Genomic DNA, 21985 nt, shown 5'->3' on the forward strand with positions numbered 1-21985 from the left:
GAAAAAACAACCGCGACGCGCCCCCGAACATCTTGGGGGATGCCTGGATACAACCAACCGACATCACCTGGGAGAGGGGAGCATGTTGAACAACAAGCGCAATCTGCTGAGCGTTGCACTGGCCTCGGCCATCACGCTGGGCGCCACCGGTGCGCAGGCACAGTCCGCCGAGGAGCAGAACAAGCCCAAGGCGGAAACCGAAGCCACCGATCTGGATACCGTCACCGTCACCGGCATCCGCCGCGGCATCGAGAGCGCGATCGCGGTCAAGCGTGATGCGACCTCGATCGTCGAGGCGATCTCGGCCGAAGACATCGGCAAGCTGCCGGACGTGAGCATCGCCGAATCCATCGCCCGCCTGCCCGGCCTGGCCGCCCAGCGCGTCGCCGGCCGTGCCCAGGTGATCAGCGTGCGTGGCCTGTCACCGGACTTCGCCACCACCCTGCTCAATGGCCGCGAGATGGTCAGCACCGGTGACAACCGCAGCGTCGAATTCGACCAGTACCCCTCGGAACTGATCAACGGCGTGACTGTGTACAAGACCCCCGATGCCGGCCTGGTCGGCCAAGGCCTGTCCGGCACCCTGGACATGCAGACCGTGCGCCCGCTCAGCTACAACGAGCGCGTGATCGCCGTCAGCGGCCGCTACCAGAAGAACTCGCTGGGCGAAGCGGCCGGCGTGGATCCGTACGGCAACCGCATCAACGTCAGCTTCGTGGACACCTTCGCCGACAACACCATCGGCCTGGCCATCGGCTACTCGCACTCGGACATGGCCAAGCAGGAAAACCAGATCGGCCTGTACGAGCCGTGGCAGGTGCTGGGTGGCAACGACTGGCGCCCGGGCGTGGCCGCCGGCACCTATTATTCCGACGGCATCAAGGCCCTACGCCGCACCGGCAACGCCAAGCGCGACGGCGTGATGGCGACCCTGCAGTTCCGCCCGAACAACGCCTGGACCAGCACGCTCGACGCCTTCTACACCAAGGCCAAGGAATACGACACCGCCAACCAGCTGGAAATCCACCTGGGCGACTACAACGGCGGCTACGACCGGCTGGACGTGACCGACGTGGTGGTCAACGACAACGGCAGCTTCGTCAGCGGCGTGGCGCACAACGTCTACCCGCTGGTGCGTGGCATGTACAACCACCGCGAGGACGAGATCAAGGCGTTCGGCTGGAACAACGAATTCAACATCGGCGACGCGCGCCTGACCGCCGACGTCAGCTGGTCCAAGGCCGAGCGCGACGAAATCAACCTGGAGAACAACCTGCAGCTGCTGCCCGCGCCGCAGCTGGATTCGGTGGCGCTCAACTTCGCCGGCGGCAACTTCCCGCAGTTCACGCCGGGCTTTGATTATTCGGACTACAGCAAGCTGTACCTGACCAACACCATCTACGGCTCGGGCTACGGCAAGACCCCGCACGTGGACGACGAGTTGAAGGGTGTCAAGCTGGCGGTCAACTTCCCGGCGCCGGAAGGCTTCGACTGGTTCTCCGACATCGACGTGGGCTTCAACTACGCCGACCGCAGCAAGAACAAGACCCAGGCCGAAGGCAACATCAACCTCGGCGCGCAGGGCGATACCAGCATCGGCTCGGAATTCCAGTACAAGCCGGTCAACCTCGGTTTCGCCGGCGCCGGTTACATCCCGGCGTGGAACGTGCCGGCCGCCGTCGCCCAATACATGACCTTCAACCCGACCACCGCCGAGAGCTACCTGATTCCCAAGCAGTGGACCGTGGACGAGGAGATCGCCACCGTGTTCCTGCGCGCCAACATCAACACCCAGATCGGCTCGGTGCCGGTGCGCGGCAACGTCGGCATCCAGGGCCAGCGCGTGGACCAGTCCTCGCAATCCAACTACTGGGACGACTCGCAGCCGGTGGGCAGCCAGGTCATCCCGATCGACGAAGGCAGCAAGTACTTCGAGTTCCTGCCCAGCCTGAACCTGGCCTTCGAACTGCCGGCCGACAACACCGTGCGCTTCGCACTGGCCCGGCAGGCGGCGCGCCCGCGCGTGGACGAGCTGCGCGCCTCGATGGAGTTCGGCATGGACACCAGCCGGGGCAAGCCCGGCGCCAGCGGCGGCAACCCGCACCTGAAGCCGTGGCTGGCCAACGCGGTGGACCTGTCGTGGGAAAAATACTTCGGCAACAAGGCCTACGTGGCCGCCGCGGTGTTCTACAAGGACCTGAAGACCTACATCTACACCGAGACCCGCGACGGCTACGACTTCACCGACCAGGTGGCGGCATGGCTGAAGGTGCCCGCCAACGAAGCGCAGCTGCAGATTCCCGCGCAGATGACCGGCAACTACAGCGCACCGTTCAACGGCAGCGGCGGCAGCCTGCGCGGCGCGGAACTGACCGCCTCGTTGCCGCTGGACCTGTTCACCGACGCCCTGCGCGGCTTCGGCGTGGTCGCCAGTGCCAGCTTCAACGACAGCAGCATCAGCATCCCGCCGGACCCGGCCACCACCTCCAGCGTCGGCAGCGACCCGATCATGCTGCCGGGCCTGTCCAAGCGCGTGTACAACTTCACCGCCTACTACGAGAACAGCGGCTTTGAGGTGCGGTTGAACCAGCGCAAGCGTTCGGACTTCATCGGCGAGATCGGCAACTTCGACGGCGCCCGCACCCTGCGCTACGTCAAGGGCGAGAACGTGCTGGACGCGCAGGTCGGCTACAACTTCGGCGACGGCACCGCGCTCAAGGGCCTGAGCCTGTTCCTGCAGGCCAGCAACCTGACCAACTCCAAGTACGAGACCTACGCCGGCACCAAGGACCGGCCGCTGGAAACCGTGGAGTGGGGCCGCAGCTACCAGGTCGGCGTGAACTACAAGTTCTGATCGGCCACCACCTGTCCGCATGACAGAGCCCGCTGCCAGCGCAGCGGGCTCTGTCGTTTCCGGCCCCCTGCGAGCGCAGCCTCCGGAAGCCTTTGCCCGGGGAAGCAGGCGCCGTTACTGGCTCGCTCCACCAGCCCAGTCCGAACGTTCCTGCTTCGGAACGCGCCGCAAATACGTAGCGTCTGGCCGTCCCCACATCCTTCACGATCGATCAAAGCCCGACGCGGCAGCCGACACTTGGGAGCCTGTGTCCATCCGGTTCCTTGGGATTGCCGGTCGTGTACAGGTCCGATGCCCCCAGGCACCGGTCCGTTTCGTCCGTACCTACAGTGCGCCACCGCAGACAGTGCCACCGCCGGGCCGCACGCCTTCAGCCAGCACTCTTGTCAGTGTCCCTGCGCGGCCGGAGAGCGCCCATAAAAAAAGGGACGGAGAAAAACCTCCGTCCCCCCACAAAAATGGAAAGTGCGATCAGCCGCGGCGCGCGCAGTACACCGCGTGTGCCGGGAGCAGCAGCATGTTGCCGTCCGCGTGGCCGGCCACCGGCCCCGGCAGCTCCAGCGCCTGCCACATCCCTGCCGGCTGCGGATGTCGTACGCTGGCGTCGGAGAGATTGAACGCCAGCAACAACACCTCGTCACCGAGGTGGCGCTCGAACATCAGTACCGGCTCGGTGCTGTCGATGAAACGGATCGCGCCCTCCACCAGCGCCGGATGCGCCTTGCGCCACGCCAGGAACGCACGGAACGCGTGCAGCACCGAATCGGCATCGGCTTCCTGCGCCTGCACCGACATGGCGCGGTGCTCGGCCGGAATCGGCAGCCACGGTTTGCCGGTGCTGAAACCAGCCACCTCACCATCGCTCCACGGCATCGGTGTGCGGCAGCCGTCGCGGCCTTTGAAATTTGGCCAGAAGGTGATGCCGTAGGGATCCTGCAGCGTCTCGAACGGCACGTCGGCCTCGCCCAGCCCCAGCTCCTCGCCCTGGTAGATGCACACCGACCCGCGCAGTGAACACACCAGCGCGGCCAGCATCCTGGCCAGCTGCGGGTTGGCCGGATGGCCGCCCCAGCGCGTCACTGCCCGCGGCACGTCATGGTTGGACACCGCCCAGCACGGCCAGCCGTCGCGCATGGACGCCTCCAGCTTCTCCACCGTGCCGCGGATGTAGGCCGCGCTGTAATCATCGACCAGCAGTTCGAAGCTGTAGCCCATGTGCAGGCGGCCTGGCGCGGTGTACTCGGCGGTGGTGGCCAGCGAGTCTTCCGAAGAAATCTCGCCTAGGCTCACCGCGCCGGGATACTCGTCCAGCAAGGCACGCAACTGCTCCAGGAACGGCAGGTTTTCCGGCTGGGTATTGTTGTAATAGTGGTACTGATAGGCGTATGGGTTGTCCGGGCTGAAGCCGCGCCCTACCCGCTTGTGGGCCGGCTTGGGTGGATTGTCACGCAGCTGTTGGTCGTGGAAGCAGAAGTTGATCGCATCCAGACGGAAGCCATCCACGCCGCGGTCCAGCCAGAAGCGCACGTTGTCCAGTGTCGCTTTCTGCACTTCGGGGTTGTGGAAGTTCAGGTCCGGCTGGTCGACCAGGAAGTTGTGCAGGTAGTACTGCTCGCGGCGCGGCTCCCATTGCCAGGCGCAGCCGCCGAACAGCGACAGCCAGTTGTTCGGCGGCGTGCCATCCTCGCGCGCATCGGCCCACACGTACCAGTCGGCCTTGGGGTTGTCGCGGCTCTCGCGGCTTTCCTTGAACCAGGCGTGTTCCACCGAGGTGTGGCTGAACACCTGGTCAATCATCACCTTCAGCCCCAGCGCATGCGCCTTGGCCAGCAGCCGGTCGAAATCGGCCAGGGCGCCGAACAGCGGATCCACATCGCGCGGGTCGGCGATGTCGTAGCCGAAATCGGCCATCGGCGACTTGAAGAACGGCGAGATCCAGATCGCGTCCACGCCCAGTGAGGCGATGTAACCCAGGCGTTCGATGATGCCCGGCAGATCGCCGACGCCGTCGCCATCGGTATCCAGGTAGCTGCGTGGATAAATCTGGTAGATGACGGCGCCGCGCCACCATGAAATCTTCGACATCAAGCGCCCCCTCCGGGCTTCAGATGCCCCGAGAGGGGCCGCAGAACGTATGCCGGCCAGCTTAGCGTTGACGCTTTGTCGACAGTGCCGCTTGCATACGTATTCACTGCGCGCGGGGCGGTATTCGGCCGCCGCGGGCCCCTTTCCTCCGCACCGCCTATAATCCCCGGGCACCCTCCGAAGTAATCCTATGAGCATCGCCGAACATATCCGCCCCGCGCTGGGCCTGCCTGCCATCCAGACTCTTGCCGCGCCGGACATGGCCGCCGTCGATGCCCTGATCCGCCACCGCCTGTCCTCGGATGTGGTGCTGATCAACCAGATCGCCGACCACATCATCTCCGCCGGCGGCAAACGCCTGCGGCCGATGCTGGTGATGCTGGCCGGCCACGCGGCCGGTGGCGCCGGCCCCGAGCACCACCAGCTGGCGGCAATCATCGAGTTCATCCACACCTCCACCCTGCTGCATGACGACGTGGTCGACGAGTCGGACCTGCGCCGTGGCCGCAGCACCGCCAACGCGCTGTGGGGCAACGCCCCGAGCGTGCTGGTTGGCGACTTCCTGTACTCGCGCAGCTTCCAGCTGATGGTCGAGCTGGACCGCATGCCGGTGATGCGGATCCTGGCCGACACCACCAACCGCATCGCAGAGGGCGAGGTGCTGCAGCTGTTGCACGTGCACAACCCGGATACCGACGAGGCCGCCTACCTGCGCGTGATCGAGCGCAAGACCGCGGTGCTGTTCGCCGCCGGCACCCGTCTGGGCGCGCTGGCCAGCGGTGCCGACGCCACCGTGCAGCAGCAGCTGTACGACTACGGCATGGCGCTGGGTTACGCCTTCCAGATCGCCGACGACGTGCTGGACTACTCGGCCAGCGCCGAGGAACTGGGCAAGAACCTGGGCGACGACCTGGCCGAGGGCAAGGCCACGCTGCCGCTGATCCATGCGATGGCGAATTCGCCGGAATCGGTTCGCCAGCGCCTGCGCGAGATCGTGCAGGACGGCGATGCCAGCGCGATGCCGGAAGTGCTGGCCGCCATCCACGCCACCGGCGGGCTGGAGTACAGCCGCAGGCGCGCGGTGGAATACGCCGATACCGCCGAGCGTGCGCTTGACGGCCTGCCGGAAACCGAGGCGGTTGCCGCGCTGCGCGGCCTGGCCCGCTACGCCATCGAGCGCAACCACTAAGCCGTGGCGGCCGAAGGCTTCGGCGCCGAAGAGCGCGCCGTGCTGCTCGCGGTGAAAGGTGTGGGCGCCACCGTGGTGGCGCGGCTGGAGCAGCTGGGCTTCCACTCGCTTGCGCAACTGGCCGACGCCGAGACGGTGGACATCGTGACCCAGGCCTCTGCCATGCTGGGCAGCAGCTGCTGGCGCAACAGCCCGCAGGCCAGGGCTGCGATCAGCGGGGCGATAGAGGCGGCGCGGCGGCGGGCGTTGTAGGGGCGGCGTAAGCCGCAAAGCCACGGTTGCTGCCGGCGCCTCCGGAGCCGAACCACCCTCGCCACATCTCGTGCGGGCAGCCGTTGCCGAGATCTGGCAGATAGTCAGCTTCGCGGCTTACGCCGCTGCTGCAAACGTGAGGCATTGCCGGGAAGGCCCCTGCCGGGCATGGCTCGGCACTACCTTGCGGTTAGTCGCCCAGGCGTTCTTCCAGGAAGTTGTCCAGCATCTTCCAGGCGCGCTTGGCCGCACGCGGTTCGTACAGGCAGCCAGGCGGACTGTTGGCATCGGATTCGGCGAAGCAGTGCACCGCCCCGCTGAAATTGACGAACTGCCAGTCCACGCCGGCATCATCCATCTCCTTGCCGAATGCGGCGATGTCCTCCGCAGTGACGCTGCGTTCCGCCGCGCCGTTGAGCACCAGCATCGGCACTTTGCCGCTGCCTGCTGCCGCCGGTGCGGGTGTCGACAGGCCGCCATGCAGACTCACCACACCAGCCAGCGGCATTCCCGCGCGCGCCATCTCCAGCACGGTGGTACCGCCGAAGCAGAACCCCACCGCACCGATATGGGCGACATCCAGCGGTGCCGTGCCGGCCTGTGCCTTCAATGCCTGCAACGCCGCATCGGCACGGGCACGCAGCAGTACACGATCGTCGCGCAACGGCTTGGAGGCGGCCGCAGCTTCGGTGTTGTCCTTGGGCCGTACGTTCTTGCCGTAGACGTCGGCGACCAGCACCACATAGTCATCCCCGGCGATCTGCGCGGCCTTCTCGATCGCCGAGGCGTTGACGCCCTTCCAGTTGGGCACCATCACCACGCCCGGACGGTGAGCGTCGCCCTTGTCGTCATACACCAGCACGCCGCTGTAGGTGGCGCCGTCCAGTTGCCACTCCACGGTGCGCTGCTGCATTTTCGCCGCGGCCGGCAATGCCGCCACCAGCCACAGACCTGCCAGTACCACCGGCCACTTCCACGCTGCGTGCATCGGACTTCTCCGCTGTGAGATCGGCGAAGTCTACGCCCGGCGCCATTGGCCGCAGGTGAGTACCCGGGTTCAGCCGATACCGAGCCCGGGAATGGCGCTGATGCTGTCCGGATCGAATCCGGCCAGCTCGGCGAAATGGCGACCACGCGCCACGTAATCCCTGTAGGCCCCGAAACTCGGCGCACCCGGTGACAGCAGCACCACCCCGCCCTGCGCGCCCAGCGCGGCGCGCGCCAGTTCCACCGCCTGTGGCAGATCGGCGGCGGCATGCAGCCCGAAGCGGCCTGCATCGGCCAGCGGTCGCAACAGCGCGTTGATGCGTGGGCCGTTGCCGCCCATCGTCACGATCTCCACCGGCGGCACGTCATGCGCCATGTGCGCGAGGAAATCGCTCCAGTCCAGGCCGCGGTCGTGGCCACCGACCAGCAGCGCGATACGCTGCCCGGCAAAGCAGTCCAGCGCCGCCAGCGAGGCGTGCGGCGTGGTACTGATCGAATCGTTGACCCAGCGCAGGCCGTCGCGCTCACCCAGCAGCTGCAGGCGGTTGGGCAGCGGCCGGAAACTCTGCACCGCCGGCGCCAGCGCCAGGGCATCCAGTCCCAGCGCTTCGAGCGCGGCCAGTACCGCGCACAGGTTGCCGCGGTTGTGGCGGCCCGGCAGCGGCGTGTTGGCCGTATCGAACACCGGCTGCGCGCCGCGATGCACCACCTCGCCGACCATGTGCCAGCCCTCGGGCTGGTTGAACCAGACCACCTGGCTGTGCGGCAGCTGCAGCGCGCGCAGGTGCGCGTCGCCAGCGTTGAGCACGGCCACGCGCGGATGCCCGCCGGTCACCAGCGCCAGCTTGTCGTCGATGTAACGCTGCTCGCTACCGTGCCAGTCCAGGTGTTCCGGGAAGATGTTGAGCACGATGGCGACATCCGGGCGGGTGCCGCTGAACTCCACTTCACCGGTCTGGTAGCTGGAAAGCTCCACCGCCCAGTACTCGGGCGCGGGTTGCGGGTCCAATGCCTCCAGCAGCGGCAGGCCGATGTTGCCGGCCAGACCGGTGCGATGCCCGGCCGCGCGCAGCAGATGCGCCAGCAGCGAGGTGGTGGTGCTCTTGCCCTTGGTACCAGTCACGCAGACGGTATTGGGCAGCGTGCCGTCGACCTGCGCGTGCTCGCTGAACCACAGCGAGGTGCCGCCGATGAACTGCGTGCCCTGCGCTGCCGCCTGCACTGCTTCGGGCTTGTACGGGCTGATCCCCGGCGACTTGATCACCACCTCGAAGCGCGCCAGCGCCTCGGCAGTGACCTCGGTTTCCACCTGCAGCGCGCCACGGGTTTCGGCACGCGCCGCGTCGGCCTCGGCCGGCGGGCAGAACAGCGTCAGTGGCAGGTGCGGCAGACGCTGGCGCAGTACGGCAAAGGCGGCTCGACCCTCACGGCCCCAGCCCCACAGCGCGACGCACTTGCCTTCAAGCTGCGAAATTCGCACGCAGACGCTCCCACAGGGCTGCCGGGATGCGGTGTTCGCCGTCGATCACCAGCAACGGTTCGATCGCCAGTTCGTCGTTCGCAAGCGTCGGCTGGATCAGGCTGGCGAAGCGCTTGACCAGCACGTCCTCCTTCCAGTCCGCGCGCCCGGCCAGCGTGGCCATCGCCGCACGCGACTCCTTGCCCTCGCCCACGCACTCGAACGGCTTGTGGTCCTGAAACTCGAGCAGCGCGTCGTAGCCACCGGCCTGTTCGATGTCATCGAGCAGGTTGCGGCCGAAGATGCGCACCAGCCGGGTCTTGGGCATGAACGGGGCCAGCGCCAGGAACACGAAATGGCACTTCGGGCAGACCCCGCACCAGCGGTTCACCGGGCGCTCGCCGAGGATGTGGAAGTTGCGGTTGCAGCTGGAGAAATGCGCGTCGTAGTAATCGGTCTTGGCGAACTGGCGGGCCACCGCCAGCTCCGACAGCGGCCGCAGCAGCGAGTAGTAGTGCAGGTCCGCGGCCACGTGCTGCTGCACGTGCTCACCGAAGGCCTGCTCGAACGCCCAGCCCTTGGACCACTGGTGGTTGACCTCGCCGGTACCGGCGATCTGGCTGCCGTAGCTGGCCGAGCGTTCATTGGAGAACACCACCTGGTCCACGCCCTGCACCAGCGCCGCCAGCACCATGATCGCCGAGTTGACCGCGGTCACCGGGATATGGCCGTTCCACGCGCCCTGGCGGTTGAGCTCGAACAGCTCCGGCGCCAGCGTGCGGCCGATATTGAGCGTCGGCAGACCGGTTCGGTCGGCGCAGGCGCGGATCAGCTGCGAGCCGCCGATCCAGGTGACCGTCTCGGCCACGCCGGCATTGCGCAGCGCCTCGATGCTGACCAGCGAATCCTTGCCGCCGCCGATGGCCACCAGCGCGTGCTCGCGCAGGCCCAGCGACGGCGCCGGCACCGGCACCGGCTGGCCTTCCACCGGCAGCTTGAAGCGGCCACGCAGGTTCAGGCCGTTGCGGTAGGCGAACTCGCCCAGTCCGTTCAGATACACCGTTTCCACCAGCGCGGCGGTGGCCGCATCGACCGTGTAGCTGTCGATGGACACCTGCACCGGCACCGCCGCCTTGTAATAGCTGACACCGGCGATCAGGTGCAGCAGCTGCAGCGCGCGTTGCACTGCCGCGGCGCGCTCGCCGTCCAGCTGGAACGGCGCGCCGGGCACGGTGACGGTTTCGGTCATCTCCGGGCCGTCGTCGAAGGCGTAGACCAGCCGTGCCACACCGGTGTCCGCGGCGAAATCGCAGCGGACGAAGCGGAAGCGGGAAACCTGGTTTTTGTCAAAAGCTGTCATGGCGTATCCGGAAATCACACGAGCCGTTTTCGCGCGGACGCGCAACGGAACGAACAAGGGTTGTGCACGAAATGGCGGGCATCACGCATCGATGATGCCCTCGTGCGGCAGCGCGCGGTGGTTGTAGGTGCTGGCCATGCTGAAGCCGTAGGCGCCGGCATCGGCGATCAGCATCACATCGCCCGGCTCGGTGCTCGCCGGCAGCTTCACCCGCTGCGCGAACACGTCGCTGGATTCGCAGATCGGGCCGACCACGCTGAAATCAACGTCGCACGCCTCTTCCAGGCGCGAGAGGTTGGCGATGTCGTGCCAGGCGTCGTACAGCGCCGGGCGCAGCAATGCGTTCATGCCCGCATCCAGACCGATGCGGCGCACGCCGTCCTTCTCCACCACCTGGCTGGCGCCGGCCAGCAGCACACCGGCCTCGGCGACCAGGAAGCGACCCGGCTCGATCGCCAGCTGGAACTGCGGGTGTACCGCCTTGATCTCTTCCAGACCGGTGGCCCAGGCGTCCAGATCGAACGGCTCGTCATCGGCGCTGTACGGGATCGGCAGACCGCCGCCGATATCGAGGATCTCCACGCTGCCGATACGACGCGCGAACCCGGCCATCTCGTCAACCATCTGCTTCCAGTGGCCGCCGGTCTCGATGCCGCTGCCCAGGTGCGCGTGCAGGCCACTGATACGGATATCCAGACGGTTGGCCAGTGCCATGAATTCGTCCACACGCTGCGCCGACAGGCCGAACTTGGCCTCCTTGCCGCCGGTATTGACCTTCTGGTGATGGCCGTCGCCATGGCCCAGATCGATACGCAGCCACAGCGTGCGGCCGCGGAATACCTCCGGCCAGCGCTGCAGCAGCTCGACATTGTCCACGGTGACGGTAACGCCACGGGCCAGCGCGGCTTCGTATTCGGCGATCGGCGCGAAACTCGGGGTGAACAGCACGCGCTCCGGGGTGATGTCCGGCACCGAGGCGAACACATGCTCGACCTCGCCCAGCGACACGCATTCCAGACCGAAACCTTCGTCGGCGAGCGCGCGCAGGATCTGCGGATGCGGATTGGCCTTGATCGCGTAGAAGCGGCGGTCGATCGCGGCGATCGCCTTGAGCTGGCCGGCGCGTTCGCGCACGGTGGCCAGATCGTAGAGGTAGGCCGGCGTACCCTGCGCGGCCAGTTCCAGCAGCTGCTGGCGCTTGGCCGGCGCCTGCCACCACGGCGTGGGCCGCGGGCGGATGGTGCCGATGATCTCGCGCCAGCGCGGGCCAAACACCTGCTCCTCGTAGACCGGCATCGCGCCGCTGTCGATCAGCTCGGCGTGCAGGATCGGCAGCAGGCCATCGGCATCGGCCTCGTCGATCACGAAGGTCAGGTTCAGGTCGTTGGAGGACTGGCTGATCATGTGCACGCGCTCCTTGCCGAACGTGGCCCACACGTCCGAGAGCTTGTACAGCAGCGAGCGCATGCCGCGGCCGACCAGGGTGATGGCCGCGCACGGCACGATCACCTTGACCTTGCAGATCTGCGACAGGTCGGCCGACAGCGCGGCCAGCACGTCGGTGCTGACCAGGTTCTCGGACGGATCCAGCGACACGGTGACGTTGGTCTCGGCCGAACCGATCAGGTCCACCGAGAGCCCGTGCTTGGCAAACAGCGCGAACACCTCGGCCAGGAAGCCGACCTGCTGCCACATGCCGATGCCTTCCATCGACACCAGCACGATGCCGTTGCGGCGGCTGATCGCCTTCACCCCCGGTACCGGCGCGGCGGCACCGTCGATGCTGGTGCCCGGCATGTGCGGGCGCTCGGTATCGAGGATCGCCATCGGCACGCCGGCGTCACGGCACGGCTTGATCGAGCGCGGATGCAGCACCTTGGCGCCGGTGGTGGCGATTTCCTGCGCTTCGTAATAGTCCAGCCGGGTGAGCAGGCGGGCGTCGGGCACGTCCTTGGGGTTGGCGCTGAACATGCCCGGCACGTCGGTCCAGATCTCCACGCGGCTGGCGCCGAGCAGCGCGCCGAAGTACGCCGCCGAGGTGTCCGAGCCGCCGCGGCCGAGGATGGCGGTGCCTCCATCGGCATGACGGGCGATGAAGCCCTGGGTCAGCAGCATGCGCGTGGGCTGGCTGCTGAAACGCTGCTTGAGATCGGCCCCGCTCTGCCACTGGCAGTTCACCGACAGCCGCTGCGACCACGCGGTCTGGTTCGGCACCGGCGGCTGCGCATGCAGCCAGTGGCGTGCATCCATCCAGCCGAAGTCCAGACCGTTGCTGCGCAGGTAGGCGGCGCCGATGGTCGAGGACAGCAGTTCGCCTTGGCCCAGCACCTCGGCCTGCCAGTCCAGCGGGCGGGTGAGCGCGCGCGGATCGTCCAGCAGCGACTGCAATGCGGCCAGCCGGTAGGCCAGCACTTCCGCACCAAGCTCCAGCTCGACCAGGAATTCGTTGTGGCGACGCACCAGCGCAGCCATGCGTTCGCGGCTGTCGACCGCACCATCGGCGATGGCGGTCAGCTCATTGGTCACGCCCGACAATGCCGACACCACCACCAGCACACGACCACCGGTTTCCTCGGCCCGTTTTTTCGCCAGTTCCCCGATCGTGTTCCAACGATGACGACGCGACACCGAGGTGCCACCGAACTTCAGGACGATCCAGCGATCAGCGATTGGGGAGGCGGACATTGGCTTTGGGGGTTCACATTTGGGAGAAAGACCCGACGATGCGGGCGGAACCGCCGATTCTAAGGCAACGCCAACCCGCTGGCCGCAATCCATGAGGCTCTGTGGACGTCTGCCTGTGGCTCTTTACCGGATATTCCACCGGGCATTCCTCCCGCCTCCGGCCGCAGCCGCATCCGCCCCTCTGGCCCGCCCTGGACCACATGGCCCGACAGCACCCTCACGTTCGACCTGCCGAGCGGTTCCGGAACGCTGGGAATATGTCCACGCTATCGGCCCTAGGCGGGCTGGAGTACTGCCGCAGATGGCGGCCCCTGCAAAGCAGGCACACTTCCTGGACGCGCCCTGGTCATCCCGTCGGACCTTGCCTGCAACCATGGGATAGAACCACCAAGCACCCAGTAGAACGCGGGTGCTTGCCCACATCTGGAAGCGGTATCCGGCACTGTGGGAAAAGGGAGCTCTGGACAGGGCAATGGCCACGCCAGGAAGTCGAACCGGAACAGTGTTCCGGAGTCCGGCGCGAGGAGCGGCGTCACCGGGCATGGAAGGCTGTTCAGTGATCGAATCCGGATGTCCCTTCGCCACCACCGGAAACACGTTCAGCGCAATCCCGAAGCGCTGTCATACAGCAGCCGGGAATCTGCAGACAAAAAAAATCGCCCGGCTGCACGTCACTGTGCACCACCGGGCGATATTTGCGTCCCTGCCGGCATCCTGGCCTTCCCCCGGCATCCTGCCTGTGAGCGTCCTGCTCCTGTTGGGTTCCCTGGCCGCAGGTCCTGCTGCAGCCTGATGTGATTCCGTTCCGCTCAGCGTCGCTCTATCGGTTGGGCTGCCGCCGTGGCGGCCCTCTTGGCGGGAGCAGCTCCAGCTCCCACCTCGATCTGGTCACGATTCCGTTCGACCGTCTTCAACCCGATACCTTTCACCAGCGCCAGCTCCTCGACACTTTTGAAAGGACCGTTAGCCTGTCGGTAATCGACGATCGCCTGCGCCCTCGCTGGGCCGACATTCGCCAATACCTGTTCCAGTTCCGCCGCGGAGGCGGTGTTGATGTCGACCTTGTCCGTGGCATACGCCGATGCGGTCAACAACAACGCCAGAACCAATGACTTAAGCGTTACGGTGAAAAGCTTCATCGCTACACTCCTTGTGACTTGGGATGGGTTTGCCGGCATTCCCGCCGGCCAGACCAGTGTCCCGCGCCACATGAACACAGCGTATCCGCCACGCAGCCCCGGCACAGCCAGTGTCTTGCCCGATCTCGTGTAGGAAAAACCCTACAAGCCGTGGGCGTAGAATGGTTGCACCTGACATTGCTACCGGAGTTCCAGATGGACAGCGCCAAGATCGGCCAATTTCTCAGCGACAAGTGGGACAACGACATCGTCCCGCAACTGGTCGATTACATCCGCATTCCCAACAAGTCGCCGATGTTCGATGCCGACTGGGTGGCCAACGGCTACATGGACCAGGCCGTCAACCTGATGGAGAGCTGGGCCCGCGCGCAGAACATCCCCGGCCTGCAGGTCGAGGTGGTGCGTCTGGAAGGCCGCACCCCGCTGATCTTCCTGGAAATCCCGGCCACCGGCCCGGAAACCGGCGATGACACCGTGCTGCTCTACGGCCATCTGGACAAGCAGCCGGAAATGACCGGCTGGGACGACGATCTGGGCCCGTGGATTCCGGTGCTGCGCGATGAAAAGCTGTATGGCCGCGGTGGCGCCGATGATGGCTACGCGATCTTCGGTTCGCTGGCCGCCATCCTCGCGCTGCAGGAACAGGGGCTGCCGCATGCCCGCTGCGTGATCCTGATCGAGGCCTGCGAAGAGTCCGGCTCCTACGACCTGCCAGCCTATGTCGACCACCTGGCCGACCGTATCGGCCAGCCGTCGCTGGTGGTGTGTCTGGATTCGGGCTGCGCCAACTACGACCAGCTGTGGTGCACCACCTCGCTGCGCGGCCTGACCGGTGGCAACTTCACCGTCAAGGTGCTCAACGAGGGCGTGCACTCCGGTGATGCTTCCGGCGTGGTGCCATCGTCTTTCCGCCTGCTGCGCCAGCTGCTCTCGCGCATCGAGGACGAGACCACCGGCCGCATCCTGCTCGAGGGCCTGCACACCGAGATTCCGGCCGAGCGTCTGGAACAGGCCAAGCGCGCCGCCGACGTGGTCGATACCGCCATCTTCGACAAGTTCCCGCTGGTCGAGGGCCTCAAGCCGATGAACGATGACCTGACCGAGCTGGTGCTCAACCGCACCTGGCGCCCGGCGCTGTCGGTGACCGGCATCGGCGGCATGCCGCCGCTGGAATCGGCCGGCAACGTGCTGCGCCCGGAAACCTCGGTGAAGCTGTCGCTGCGCCTGCCGCCGACCGCCAATGGCAAGGTCTGCGGCGAGCTGCTCAAGGAAGCCCTGCTGCGTGATCCGCCGAACGGCGCCCAGGTCACCCTGGAGCTGGAAAAGGCCTCCACCGGCTGGAACGCACCGGCGATGGCACCGTGGCTGACCCAGTCCATCGACGACGCCAGCCAGGCCTTCTTCGGCAAGCCGGCGATGTACATGGGCGAAGGCGGCTCGATTCCGTTCATGGGCATGCTGGGCGAGAAGTTCCCGGGTGCGCAGTTCATGATCACCGGCGTGCTCGGTCCGCACTCCAACGCCCACGGCCCGAACGAATTCCTGCACATCCCGATGGGTAAGCGCGTGACCTCGTGCGTGTCCAAGGTGCTGTTCGACCACCATGCCGCCAGCCTGCGCGGCGAGACCAGCGGTTCCAAGGTGCACGCCGACAGCGGCACCCGCCACGGTGGCCACGGCTGCTGCTGAGCGGTTTGAGCGGTTGATGACGGACGCAGCCCGGCCTTGCTAGGCTGCGTCTTTCTTTATGGCGGGCAGGCACATGAGCGGACTGTTTGGCAGCGGCAGCTGGCTGTACATCATCCTGATCGGCTTCTTTGTCGGCCTGCTCGGGCGCTTCTTCATGCCCGGCAACAACCGCATGGGCTGCCTGCTGACCATCGTGCTGGGCATTGCCGGGGCGGTGTTCGCCGGCTGGTTCGGCCGCGAGATGGGCTGGTATGCCGCCGGACAGCCGGCCGGTTTCCTCGGTGCCCTGCTGGGGGCCATAGCCATCCTTGCCCTGCTGCGACTGGTCAGCGGCAAGCGCTGAATTCCGATCCCTTTCCCGCCTGTCTTTACCGGGCAGGTAACTCTCTGTCCGATGACCCCTGATATTTCTTCCGAAGATCTCCGCGCGCAACAACGCCTGGACTGGGCACGCCACGCGCTGGGCGATGCCGCCGCCACGCTGGAACGCGCCTCTGTCGATGCCGGCTTCCGCAGCTACTGGCGCAGCCACGGCGGGGCCGGCAGCCGCATCGTGATGGACTCGCCGCCGGACAAGGAGGATGTACGGCCCTGGCTGCACATCCACGACCTGTTCGTACGTAATGGCGTGCGTGTGCCACAGGTGCTGCAGCGCGATGTCGACAACGGCTTCCTGCTGCTCGAGGACCTTGGCGGCCCTACCTTGGCGATGGTGCTGGATGCGAACAACGCTGATGCGTATTTCGATGCAGCCATCAGCCAGCTGCTGGCGATTCAGCGGATCGAGCCGCCTGCGGACATGGCGGAATTCGGCGAGGCGCTGCTGCAACGCGACGCGGGCCTGTTCGAGGAATGGTTCCTCGGTCGGCATCTGGGCATCACCCTGGACTGCGAACAGTCCGAACAACTGGAACTGGTGCAGCGCCGGCTGATGGACAACGCCCACGCACAGGCGCGCGTGCTGGTGCATCGCGACTTCATGCCGCGCAACCTGATGCCGGTTGCCGACGGCCCGGCGGTGCTGGATTTCCAGGACACCGTGCGCGGGCCGGTGGCGTACGACGCCATCAGCCTGTTCAAGGACGCCTTCCTCAGCTGGCCGCTGCAGCGCGTGGACGGCTGGCTGGCGCACTACCACCAGCGTGCGCAGGCAGCCGGCATTCCGGTACCGCCGCTGCCGGTATTCGCGCGCGACGCCGACTGGATGGGCATCCAGCGCCACCTGAAGATCCTCGGCATTTTCTGCCGCCTGCACTACCGCGATGGCAAGTCGAAATACATCGCCGACGTGCCGCGCTTCATCGCCTACCTGGACGAAGTGCTGCCGCGCCACCCGCAGCTGGCGCCGCTGGCCGGGCTGCTGGAATCGCGGGTCAAGCCGGCCCTGGCGGCAAAGGCACAGGCATGAGGGCTCTGATTTTCGCGGCCGGGCTGGGCGAGCGCATGCGCCCGCTGACCGACCACACCCCCAAGCCGCTGCTGGCCGTGGCCGGCACGCCGCTGATCGAATGGCATCTGCAGCGGTTGGCCGCGCTGGGCATCGAGGAGGTGGTGATCAACACCAGCTGGCTGGCCGGACAGTTCCCGCAGCAGCTCGGTGATGGCAGCCGCTGGGGATTGCGCCTGCACTTCATCAATGAAGGCACGGTGCCGCTGGAAACCGGTGGTGGCATGCTCAACGCCCTGCCCTTGCTCGGCGATGCGCCCTTCATTGCAGTCAACGGTGATATCTGGAGCGATTTCGATTTCGCCCGCCTGCCGGCCGCGCCAGCCGGACTGGCGCACCTGGTGATGGTCGACAACCCCGACCACCACCCACAGGGCGACTTCATCCTCGGCGATGACGGTCTGCTGCGCGATACGGGCGATCTGCCACGCCTGACCTTCTCCGGCATCGGCCTCTACCATCCTGCCGTACTGCAGGGTTGGCAGGCGGTGATCGGCGATGCCGAGGGCAGCCGGGATACCCCGCCCCGCTTCCGGCTGGCCCCGCTGTTGCGGGCCGCGATGGCCGCTGCCGCGGTGAGCGGCCAGCAGCATCACGGCCACTGGACCGATGTCGGCACACCGCTGCGGCTGCAGCAGCTGGAGCAGCGCTTACGCGCAACCGGCGCGTGATCAGGCGTCGTGCTGCAGGCTTTCCAGCACACGCTTGAGGAACGGCACGGTGATGCGGCGTTTGGCCGCCAGCGATTCCCGGTCCAGCTGTTCCAGCAAGGCCAGCAGCCCGCCCAGATCCCGCCCGGTGCGGGTCAGCAACCAGTCGATGGCCGCCTCGTCCAGCACCAGCCCCCGGCGGATCGCACGTTCGCGCAGCACAGTTCCACGCCCGGCATCATCCAGCGGCGCCAGCGGAATGCGCCCGCATTGCGACAGGCGCGAGCGCAGGTCCGGCAACACCAGTCCCAGCGTGGCCGGCGTGGCACGGGCGGTATACAGCAGGGCCACACCGGCGGCGCGCGCACGGTTGTGGAAATCGAACAGGGCCACCTCGTCCTCACGCTGGCCGGCGATGGCCTCCAGCCCGTCGAGTGCGATCACCTCGCGCCCTTCCAGCGATTCCAGCGCCTCGTTCAATCGCCCCCGCGCCGCAGCCAACGGGAAATAGGCCGGAGTACGTCCGGCCTGTTCCGCCGCCGCACACAGGGCCAGGGCCAGATGGGTCTTGCCGGTGCCGGCGATGCCGGCCAGATAGATCCAGTCCTGGTTGCTGCCGATGGCCAGCGCACGCAGCTGGGCGAGTGCGCCTTCCGGTGCACCAATGAAATTCTCGAAACGCTGGTCAGGCGGATAACGCAGGACCAGCGGCAACTGCGGCACGCTCACTTCGACTCGACATCCTTCAAAACGGCAGGTGCTTCCCCCGGCACGTCGGCACGCCGGTCCAGCACTATCACCGGCTCCGGCTGCTGGCCGGCATACAGCTCGCTCTGGCGATAGCGCTGATGTGCGTAGCGCAGCAGTACGTTGATCACCGCCGCTGCCGGCAACGCCAGCAGCATGCCGAGGAAGCCGAACAGCTGGCCGCCGGCCATCACTGCAAAAATAACCGCTACCGGATGCAGGCCGATCTTGTCACCGACGATGCGCGGCGTAAGCACGTAGCTTTCCAGCAACTGGCCGATGGTGAACACCGCGCCGATCAGGGCAAGCAGCTTCAGATCGAACCCCTGTGACTGCACCAGCGCCGCCAGCACCGCCAGTACCACGCCGGTGGTCGCGCCCAGGTACGGAATGAAGCTGATCAGCCCGGCCACCAGCCCGATCAGCAGGCCGAGATTCAACCCGACCAGCGACAGGCCCGCCGCATAGACGACACCCAGCGCGATCATCACCACGATCTGGCCACGGATGAAGGCGCCCAGTACGTCGTTGGACTCGCGCGCCAGCCGCGACACCGTTTCTATGTGATTGCGCGGAATCAGCGACGCCACCCGCTCGACCAGCTTGTCCCAGTCGCGCAGGAAGTAGTAGGTCAGGATCGGCAGCAGGGCGAGGTTGACCACCCACGTCACCATCGCAAAGCCCGAACGCGACACATAGCCGAACAGGGTGGTGGCCGCGCCGCCGGCCTGCTGCCAGTGGCTGCGGATCCAGTCGAACAGCTTTTCCGGCGCCAGCCAGGCCATGATCTGCACGCCGCTCTTCTGCTCCAGCCACGGAATGGCCGTACCCAGCAGCCACTCCTGCCCTTGCGGCAGCGCGGCGATCAGCGTGGTGATCTGCCGCTGGATCATCGGCACCAGGATCAGCAGCGCCAAGGCGATCAACAGGCTCATCAGCACGAATACCAGGATCACCGCGGTATTGCGGGAGCGCCCGCTGGCTTCCAGCCGATCGACCAGCGGATCGCCCAGCCAGCCCAGCATCAACGCGGCGACAAACGGCGTGAGGATCGGCGCCAGCAACCACGTCACCCACAGCCCTGCCGCGCCAAGCACCACCCATTTCAGGCGACGCAGGAACAGCGCGATTTCATCTTCGGCGCTATGGCTCATCGGATACGGTACTCCGCCGGGGGATGGCTGCCGGTACCCGGGAGCATCCCGGCATCCTCGGCAGCCTCACTTTCGGCAACCAGCGGTTGCAGTGCCGCGCTCTGCCCCAGCAGACGGTTGAAGCCTGAAAGGCCGGTCATCAACTCCAGATCAAGCACCAGCCGGTCACCGGCGGCCTGTACCGGGATGATCGACTTGACCACCGGCACCGCCTGCAGGGAGGCGGCCAGGCGCAGGTAGTCGCCGCTGCTGTGGATCCCGCCCACAGCGATCCGATAGACCCCGGCGGTGCCAACCTGGACCGCCTTGGCATAGCGTTTGACCAGCGCGTCGGCCGCGCCATCGGCGCCACCGGCCATCGCCCGTCGCGCATCGCCGTCGCGGGTCGTCCAGCGCGACAGCTCACGCCCGGCATCGACGAATATCCAGTCCGCGACCCAGCCGCCGTTGTCGCGGTAGAGCTTGCCGATCAACTGCATCGGTGGCGCATAGCGGGCCGAGGCGCGCGCCACGGCGGCACTGTCGCCGCGCCAGATCGCGCCCACCAGCGCCTGTTCGGCGGCGCCGCCCGAAGGCAGCCCGAGTTTGTAACCACGATCGACCGCGCGATCCAGCAGCGAACGGGCGGCATTGGACTGCTGCACCCCGACCAGCCGCGGGCCACTGCCGTCATTGATGGCCAGCCACACCACCGGCTTCGGGCGCGGTTGCGGCCACACCGGCAAACCCAGCGCCGCAGCCAGACCATCCACATCCTCCTGGCGGAAGCGCGCCACCAGCAGGGTACGGAAGCTGGGCGCGCCACTGCTGGACACGCTCTGGTCCTGCCGGTAGTCGTAGCTTTCCACCAGGTCCTTGGCGCTGCGCAGCGCCGCAGCGACACCGGGCCGGCCCATCACACCGCGATCGCCCGACAACTTGGCCAGCACCGCCCCCAACGCACGCGACAGCGCCCCATTGCGATCAGCATCGCTCTGGCTGTTGACCGGCACTTCCGCCTCGTAGGCCCCGCGCGCGCTGGCGACATCGCCTTCGGTGCGCATGCCCGACTGCGCCAGCACCATCGGTACAGGCAGCAGGAGTGCCAGAAACAGGATTGTGACCAGGCTGCGGCGCATTGAAGTGTCCATTGCTCGACGGTTCCGGAGGGAATTGTTGCCCGAATGCGGCCTTCACGCCAACGTGGCCTGTTAAAATGCCGCGTTAACCCCGCCAGCGTAGCCGCCCGTGACCAGCACTCCGACTTCCGCCAACTCTCCCCTCACCTACCGTGACGCCGGTGTCGACATCGACGCGGGCAATGAACTGGTTGAACGCATCAAGCCGCTGGTGAAGCGCAGCTTCCGCCCTGAAGTCATGGGTGGGCTGGGCGGTTTCGGCGCGCTGTTCGACCTCTCCAGCAAGTACCGCGAGCCGGTGCTGGTCTCCGGTACCGACGGCGTCGGCACCAAGCTGAAGCTGGCCCAGCAGCTGGGCCGCCACGACACCATCGGCATCGACCTGGTCGCCATGTGCGTCAACGACGTGCTGGTGCAGGGCGCCGAACCGCTGTTCTTCCTGGACTACTTCGCCACCGGCAAGCTCGACATCGACACCGCCGCGGCCGTGGTCGGCGGCATCGCCAACGGCTGCACCGAAGCCGGTTGCGCACTGATCGGCGGCGAAACCGCCGAGATGCCTGACATGTACGCCCCGGGCGAATACGACCTGGCCGGCTTCACCGTCGCCGGTGTCGAAAAGAGCGAACTGAAGGACGGCTCGGCCGTGGCCCAGGGCGACGTGCTGGTCGGCATTGCCTCCTCCGGCCCGCATTCCAACGGCTATTCGCTGGTGCGCCGCATCTACGAGCGTGCCGGCAGCCCGACCGACGTGGTGCTGGAAGACGGCGTGCCGCTGCTGGACGCGCTGATGGCGCCGACCCGCCTGTACGTCAAGCCGATCCTGTCGCTGCTCAAGTCGCACGGCGCCTCGGTGCACGGCATGGCCCACATCACCGGTGGTGGCCTCACCGAGAACATCATCCGCGTCGTGCCCGACAGCCTGGGCATCACCATTGATGCCTCCAGCTGGCCGCTGCCGCCGGTGTTCCAGTGGCTGCAGCGCGAGGGCAATGTCGCCGACAGCGAAATGTGGCGCACCTTCAACTGCGGCATCGGCTTCGTGCTGGCCGTGCCGGCCGCGCAGGTCGCCACGATCAACGCCGCGCTCGATGCGCTGCAACTGGCGCACTGGCAGATCGGTGAAGTGGTTGCGGCCACCGGCGACGAGCGGGTTCAGATCGGCTGAGC

At 66.7% G+C, this 21985-nt stretch carries 17 protein-coding genes; 8 read left to right on the forward strand and 9 right to left on the reverse strand.

Translation table 11 applies throughout. The features are described 5' to 3' along the window. Positions 1-82 precede the first annotated feature (82 nt). The gene (locus ACSBPQ_RS09045; protein WP_442681860.1) at positions 83-2854 is read left to right on the forward strand and encodes a TonB-dependent receptor; all 2772 of its coding nucleotides are present in this window, start codon (positions 83-85) and stop codon (positions 2852-2854) included. Positions 2855-3325: 471 nt separating this feature from the next. Here the strand turns inward: ACSBPQ_RS09045 and ACSBPQ_RS09050 are convergent, their stop codons facing one another. Continuing rightward, positions 3326-4939: an alpha-glucosidase gene (locus ACSBPQ_RS09050; protein ID WP_442681861.1), complete on the reverse strand. Its 1614-nt coding sequence runs from the start codon at positions 4937-4939 to the stop codon at positions 3326-3328. Positions 4940-5129: 190 nt separating this feature from the next. On the opposite strand from ACSBPQ_RS09050, the gene ACSBPQ_RS09055 reads away from it, so the two are divergent. Beyond that, complete coding sequence (locus ACSBPQ_RS09055) at positions 5130-6128, forward strand: polyprenyl synthetase family protein (RefSeq protein ID WP_442681862.1); 999 nt, start codon at positions 5130-5132, stop codon at positions 6126-6128. Between the two features lie 3 nt (positions 6129-6131). Beyond that, positions 6132-6380: a helix-hairpin-helix domain-containing protein gene (locus tag ACSBPQ_RS09060; protein WP_442681863.1), complete on the forward strand. Its 249-nt coding sequence runs from the start codon at positions 6132-6134 to the stop codon at positions 6378-6380. Between the two features lie 190 nt (positions 6381-6570). Here ACSBPQ_RS09060 and ACSBPQ_RS09065 read toward each other — a convergent pair whose 3' ends face one another. The 5 genes from ACSBPQ_RS09065 to ACSBPQ_RS09085 form a co-directional block, all read right to left on the reverse strand. Continuing rightward, on the reverse strand, positions 6571-7368 hold the full coding sequence (locus tag ACSBPQ_RS09065) for a dienelactone hydrolase family protein (RefSeq protein ID WP_442681864.1): 798 nt from the start codon (positions 7366-7368) through the stop codon (positions 6571-6573). 69 nt (positions 7369-7437) lie between these two features. Next, a complete protein-coding gene (gene murD, locus ACSBPQ_RS09070) occupies positions 7438-8847 on the reverse strand; it encodes a UDP-N-acetylmuramoyl-L-alanine--D-glutamate ligase (protein ID WP_442681865.1) in 1410 nt (469 codons plus the stop codon). Further along, positions 8828-10186 (reverse strand): UDP-N-acetyl-alpha-D-muramoyl-L-alanyl-L-glutamate epimerase, encoded by a 1359-nt coding sequence (gene murL, locus ACSBPQ_RS09075; protein WP_442681866.1) that lies wholly within the window; start codon positions 10184-10186, stop codon positions 8828-8830. The genes murD and murL overlap by 20 nt, the downstream gene beginning before the upstream one ends. An 81-nt stretch (positions 10187-10267) precedes the next feature. After that, the gene (locus ACSBPQ_RS09080) at positions 10268-12871 is read right to left on the reverse strand and encodes a bifunctional aspartate kinase/diaminopimelate decarboxylase (RefSeq protein ID WP_442681867.1); all 2604 of its coding nucleotides are present in this window, start codon (positions 12869-12871) and stop codon (positions 10268-10270) included. Positions 12872-13680: 809 nt separating this feature from the next. Further along, entirely contained in the window at positions 13681-14010 is a 330-nt protein-coding gene (locus ACSBPQ_RS09085; RefSeq protein ID WP_442681868.1) for a ComEA family DNA-binding protein, read from the reverse strand. 195 nt (positions 14011-14205) lie between these two features. Between ACSBPQ_RS09085 and ACSBPQ_RS09090 the strand changes: the two genes are divergently transcribed. The 4 genes from ACSBPQ_RS09090 (at position 14206) to murU (ending at position 17817) form a co-directional block, all read left to right on the forward strand. Further along, positions 14206-15699, forward strand: coding sequence for a M20 family metallopeptidase (locus ACSBPQ_RS09090; protein WP_442681869.1), 1494 nt, complete (start codon positions 14206-14208; stop codon positions 15697-15699). A 73-nt stretch (positions 15700-15772) separates the two neighbouring features. Beyond that, complete coding sequence (locus ACSBPQ_RS09095) at positions 15773-16042, forward strand: GlsB/YeaQ/YmgE family stress response membrane protein (RefSeq protein ID WP_442681870.1); 270 nt, start codon at positions 15773-15775, stop codon at positions 16040-16042. Positions 16043-16093: 51 nt separating this feature from the next. Further along, on the forward strand, positions 16094-17107 hold the full coding sequence (locus ACSBPQ_RS09100) for an aminoglycoside phosphotransferase family protein (protein ID WP_442681871.1): 1014 nt from the start codon (positions 16094-16096) through the stop codon (positions 17105-17107). Further along, positions 17104-17817, forward strand: a complete 714-nt coding sequence (gene murU, locus ACSBPQ_RS09105; RefSeq protein WP_442681872.1) for an N-acetylmuramate alpha-1-phosphate uridylyltransferase MurU — start codon at positions 17104-17106, stop codon at positions 17815-17817. Before ACSBPQ_RS09100 ends, murU begins: the two co-directional genes overlap by 4 nt. Here murU and hda read toward each other — a convergent pair whose 3' ends face one another. From hda to ACSBPQ_RS09120, 3 genes are read right to left on the reverse strand one after another with little or no spacing between them, the layout of a single operon-like run. Continuing rightward, on the reverse strand, positions 17818-18525 hold the full coding sequence (gene hda / locus ACSBPQ_RS09110) for a DnaA regulatory inactivator Hda (protein WP_442681873.1): 708 nt from the start codon (positions 18523-18525) through the stop codon (positions 17818-17820). It lies immediately after the preceding gene. Beyond that, the gene (locus tag ACSBPQ_RS09115) at positions 18522-19697 is read right to left on the reverse strand and encodes an AI-2E family transporter (RefSeq protein ID WP_442681874.1); all 1176 of its coding nucleotides are present in this window, start codon (positions 19695-19697) and stop codon (positions 18522-18524) included. The genes hda and ACSBPQ_RS09115 overlap by 4 nt, the downstream gene beginning before the upstream one ends. Beyond that, positions 19694-20827 carry a DUF2066 domain-containing protein gene (locus tag ACSBPQ_RS09120; RefSeq protein ID WP_442681875.1) on the reverse strand — a complete coding sequence of 378 codons (1134 nt, stop codon included), beginning with the start codon at positions 20825-20827 and terminating at the stop codon, positions 19694-19696. The genes ACSBPQ_RS09115 and ACSBPQ_RS09120 overlap by 4 nt, the downstream gene beginning before the upstream one ends. 97 nt (positions 20828-20924) lie before the next feature. Between ACSBPQ_RS09120 and purM the strand changes: the two genes are divergently transcribed. After that, positions 20925-21983 (forward strand): phosphoribosylformylglycinamidine cyclo-ligase, encoded by a 1059-nt coding sequence (purM, locus tag ACSBPQ_RS09125; protein WP_442681876.1) that lies wholly within the window; start codon positions 20925-20927, stop codon positions 21981-21983. Positions 21984-21985: the final 2 nt, after the last annotated feature.

This window comes from Stenotrophomonas sp. JC08, assembly GCF_052180205.1.
Classification (GTDB): domain Bacteria; phylum Pseudomonadota; class Gammaproteobacteria; order Xanthomonadales; family Xanthomonadaceae; genus Stenotrophomonas.

Coding starts and splice junctions, on each gene's coding strand:
- murU (WP_442681872.1), top strand. CDS start 17,104: ATGAGGGCTCTGATTTTCGCGGCCGGGCTGGGCGAGCGCATGCGCCCG.
- murL (WP_442681866.1), bottom strand. CDS start 10,186: ATGACAGCTTTTGACAAAAACCAGGTTTCCCGCTTCCGCTTCGTCCGC.
- ACSBPQ_RS09115 (WP_442681874.1), bottom strand. CDS start 19,697: ATGAGCCATAGCGCCGAAGATGAAATCGCGCTGTTCCTGCGTCGCCTG.
- ACSBPQ_RS09045 (WP_442681860.1), top strand. CDS start 83: ATGTTGAACAACAAGCGCAATCTGCTGAGCGTTGCACTGGCCTCGGCC.
- ACSBPQ_RS09085 (WP_442681868.1), bottom strand. CDS start 14,010: ATGAAGCTTTTCACCGTAACGCTTAAGTCATTGGTTCTGGCGTTGTTG.
- ACSBPQ_RS09095 (WP_442681870.1), top strand. CDS start 15,773: ATGAGCGGACTGTTTGGCAGCGGCAGCTGGCTGTACATCATCCTGATC.
- ACSBPQ_RS09090 (WP_442681869.1), top strand. CDS start 14,206: ATGGACAGCGCCAAGATCGGCCAATTTCTCAGCGACAAGTGGGACAAC.
- ACSBPQ_RS09050 (WP_442681861.1), bottom strand. CDS start 4,939: ATGTCGAAGATTTCATGGTGGCGCGGCGCCGTCATCTACCAGATTTAT.
- ACSBPQ_RS09120 (WP_442681875.1), bottom strand. CDS start 20,827: ATGGACACTTCAATGCGCCGCAGCCTGGTCACAATCCTGTTTCTGGCA.
- ACSBPQ_RS09080 (WP_442681867.1), bottom strand. CDS start 12,871: ATGTCCGCCTCCCCAATCGCTGATCGCTGGATCGTCCTGAAGTTCGGT.
- ACSBPQ_RS09065 (WP_442681864.1), bottom strand. CDS start 7,368: ATGCACGCAGCGTGGAAGTGGCCGGTGGTACTGGCAGGTCTGTGGCTG.
- ACSBPQ_RS09100 (WP_442681871.1), top strand. CDS start 16,094: ATGACCCCTGATATTTCTTCCGAAGATCTCCGCGCGCAACAACGCCTG.
- ACSBPQ_RS09055 (WP_442681862.1), top strand. CDS start 5,130: ATGAGCATCGCCGAACATATCCGCCCCGCGCTGGGCCTGCCTGCCATC.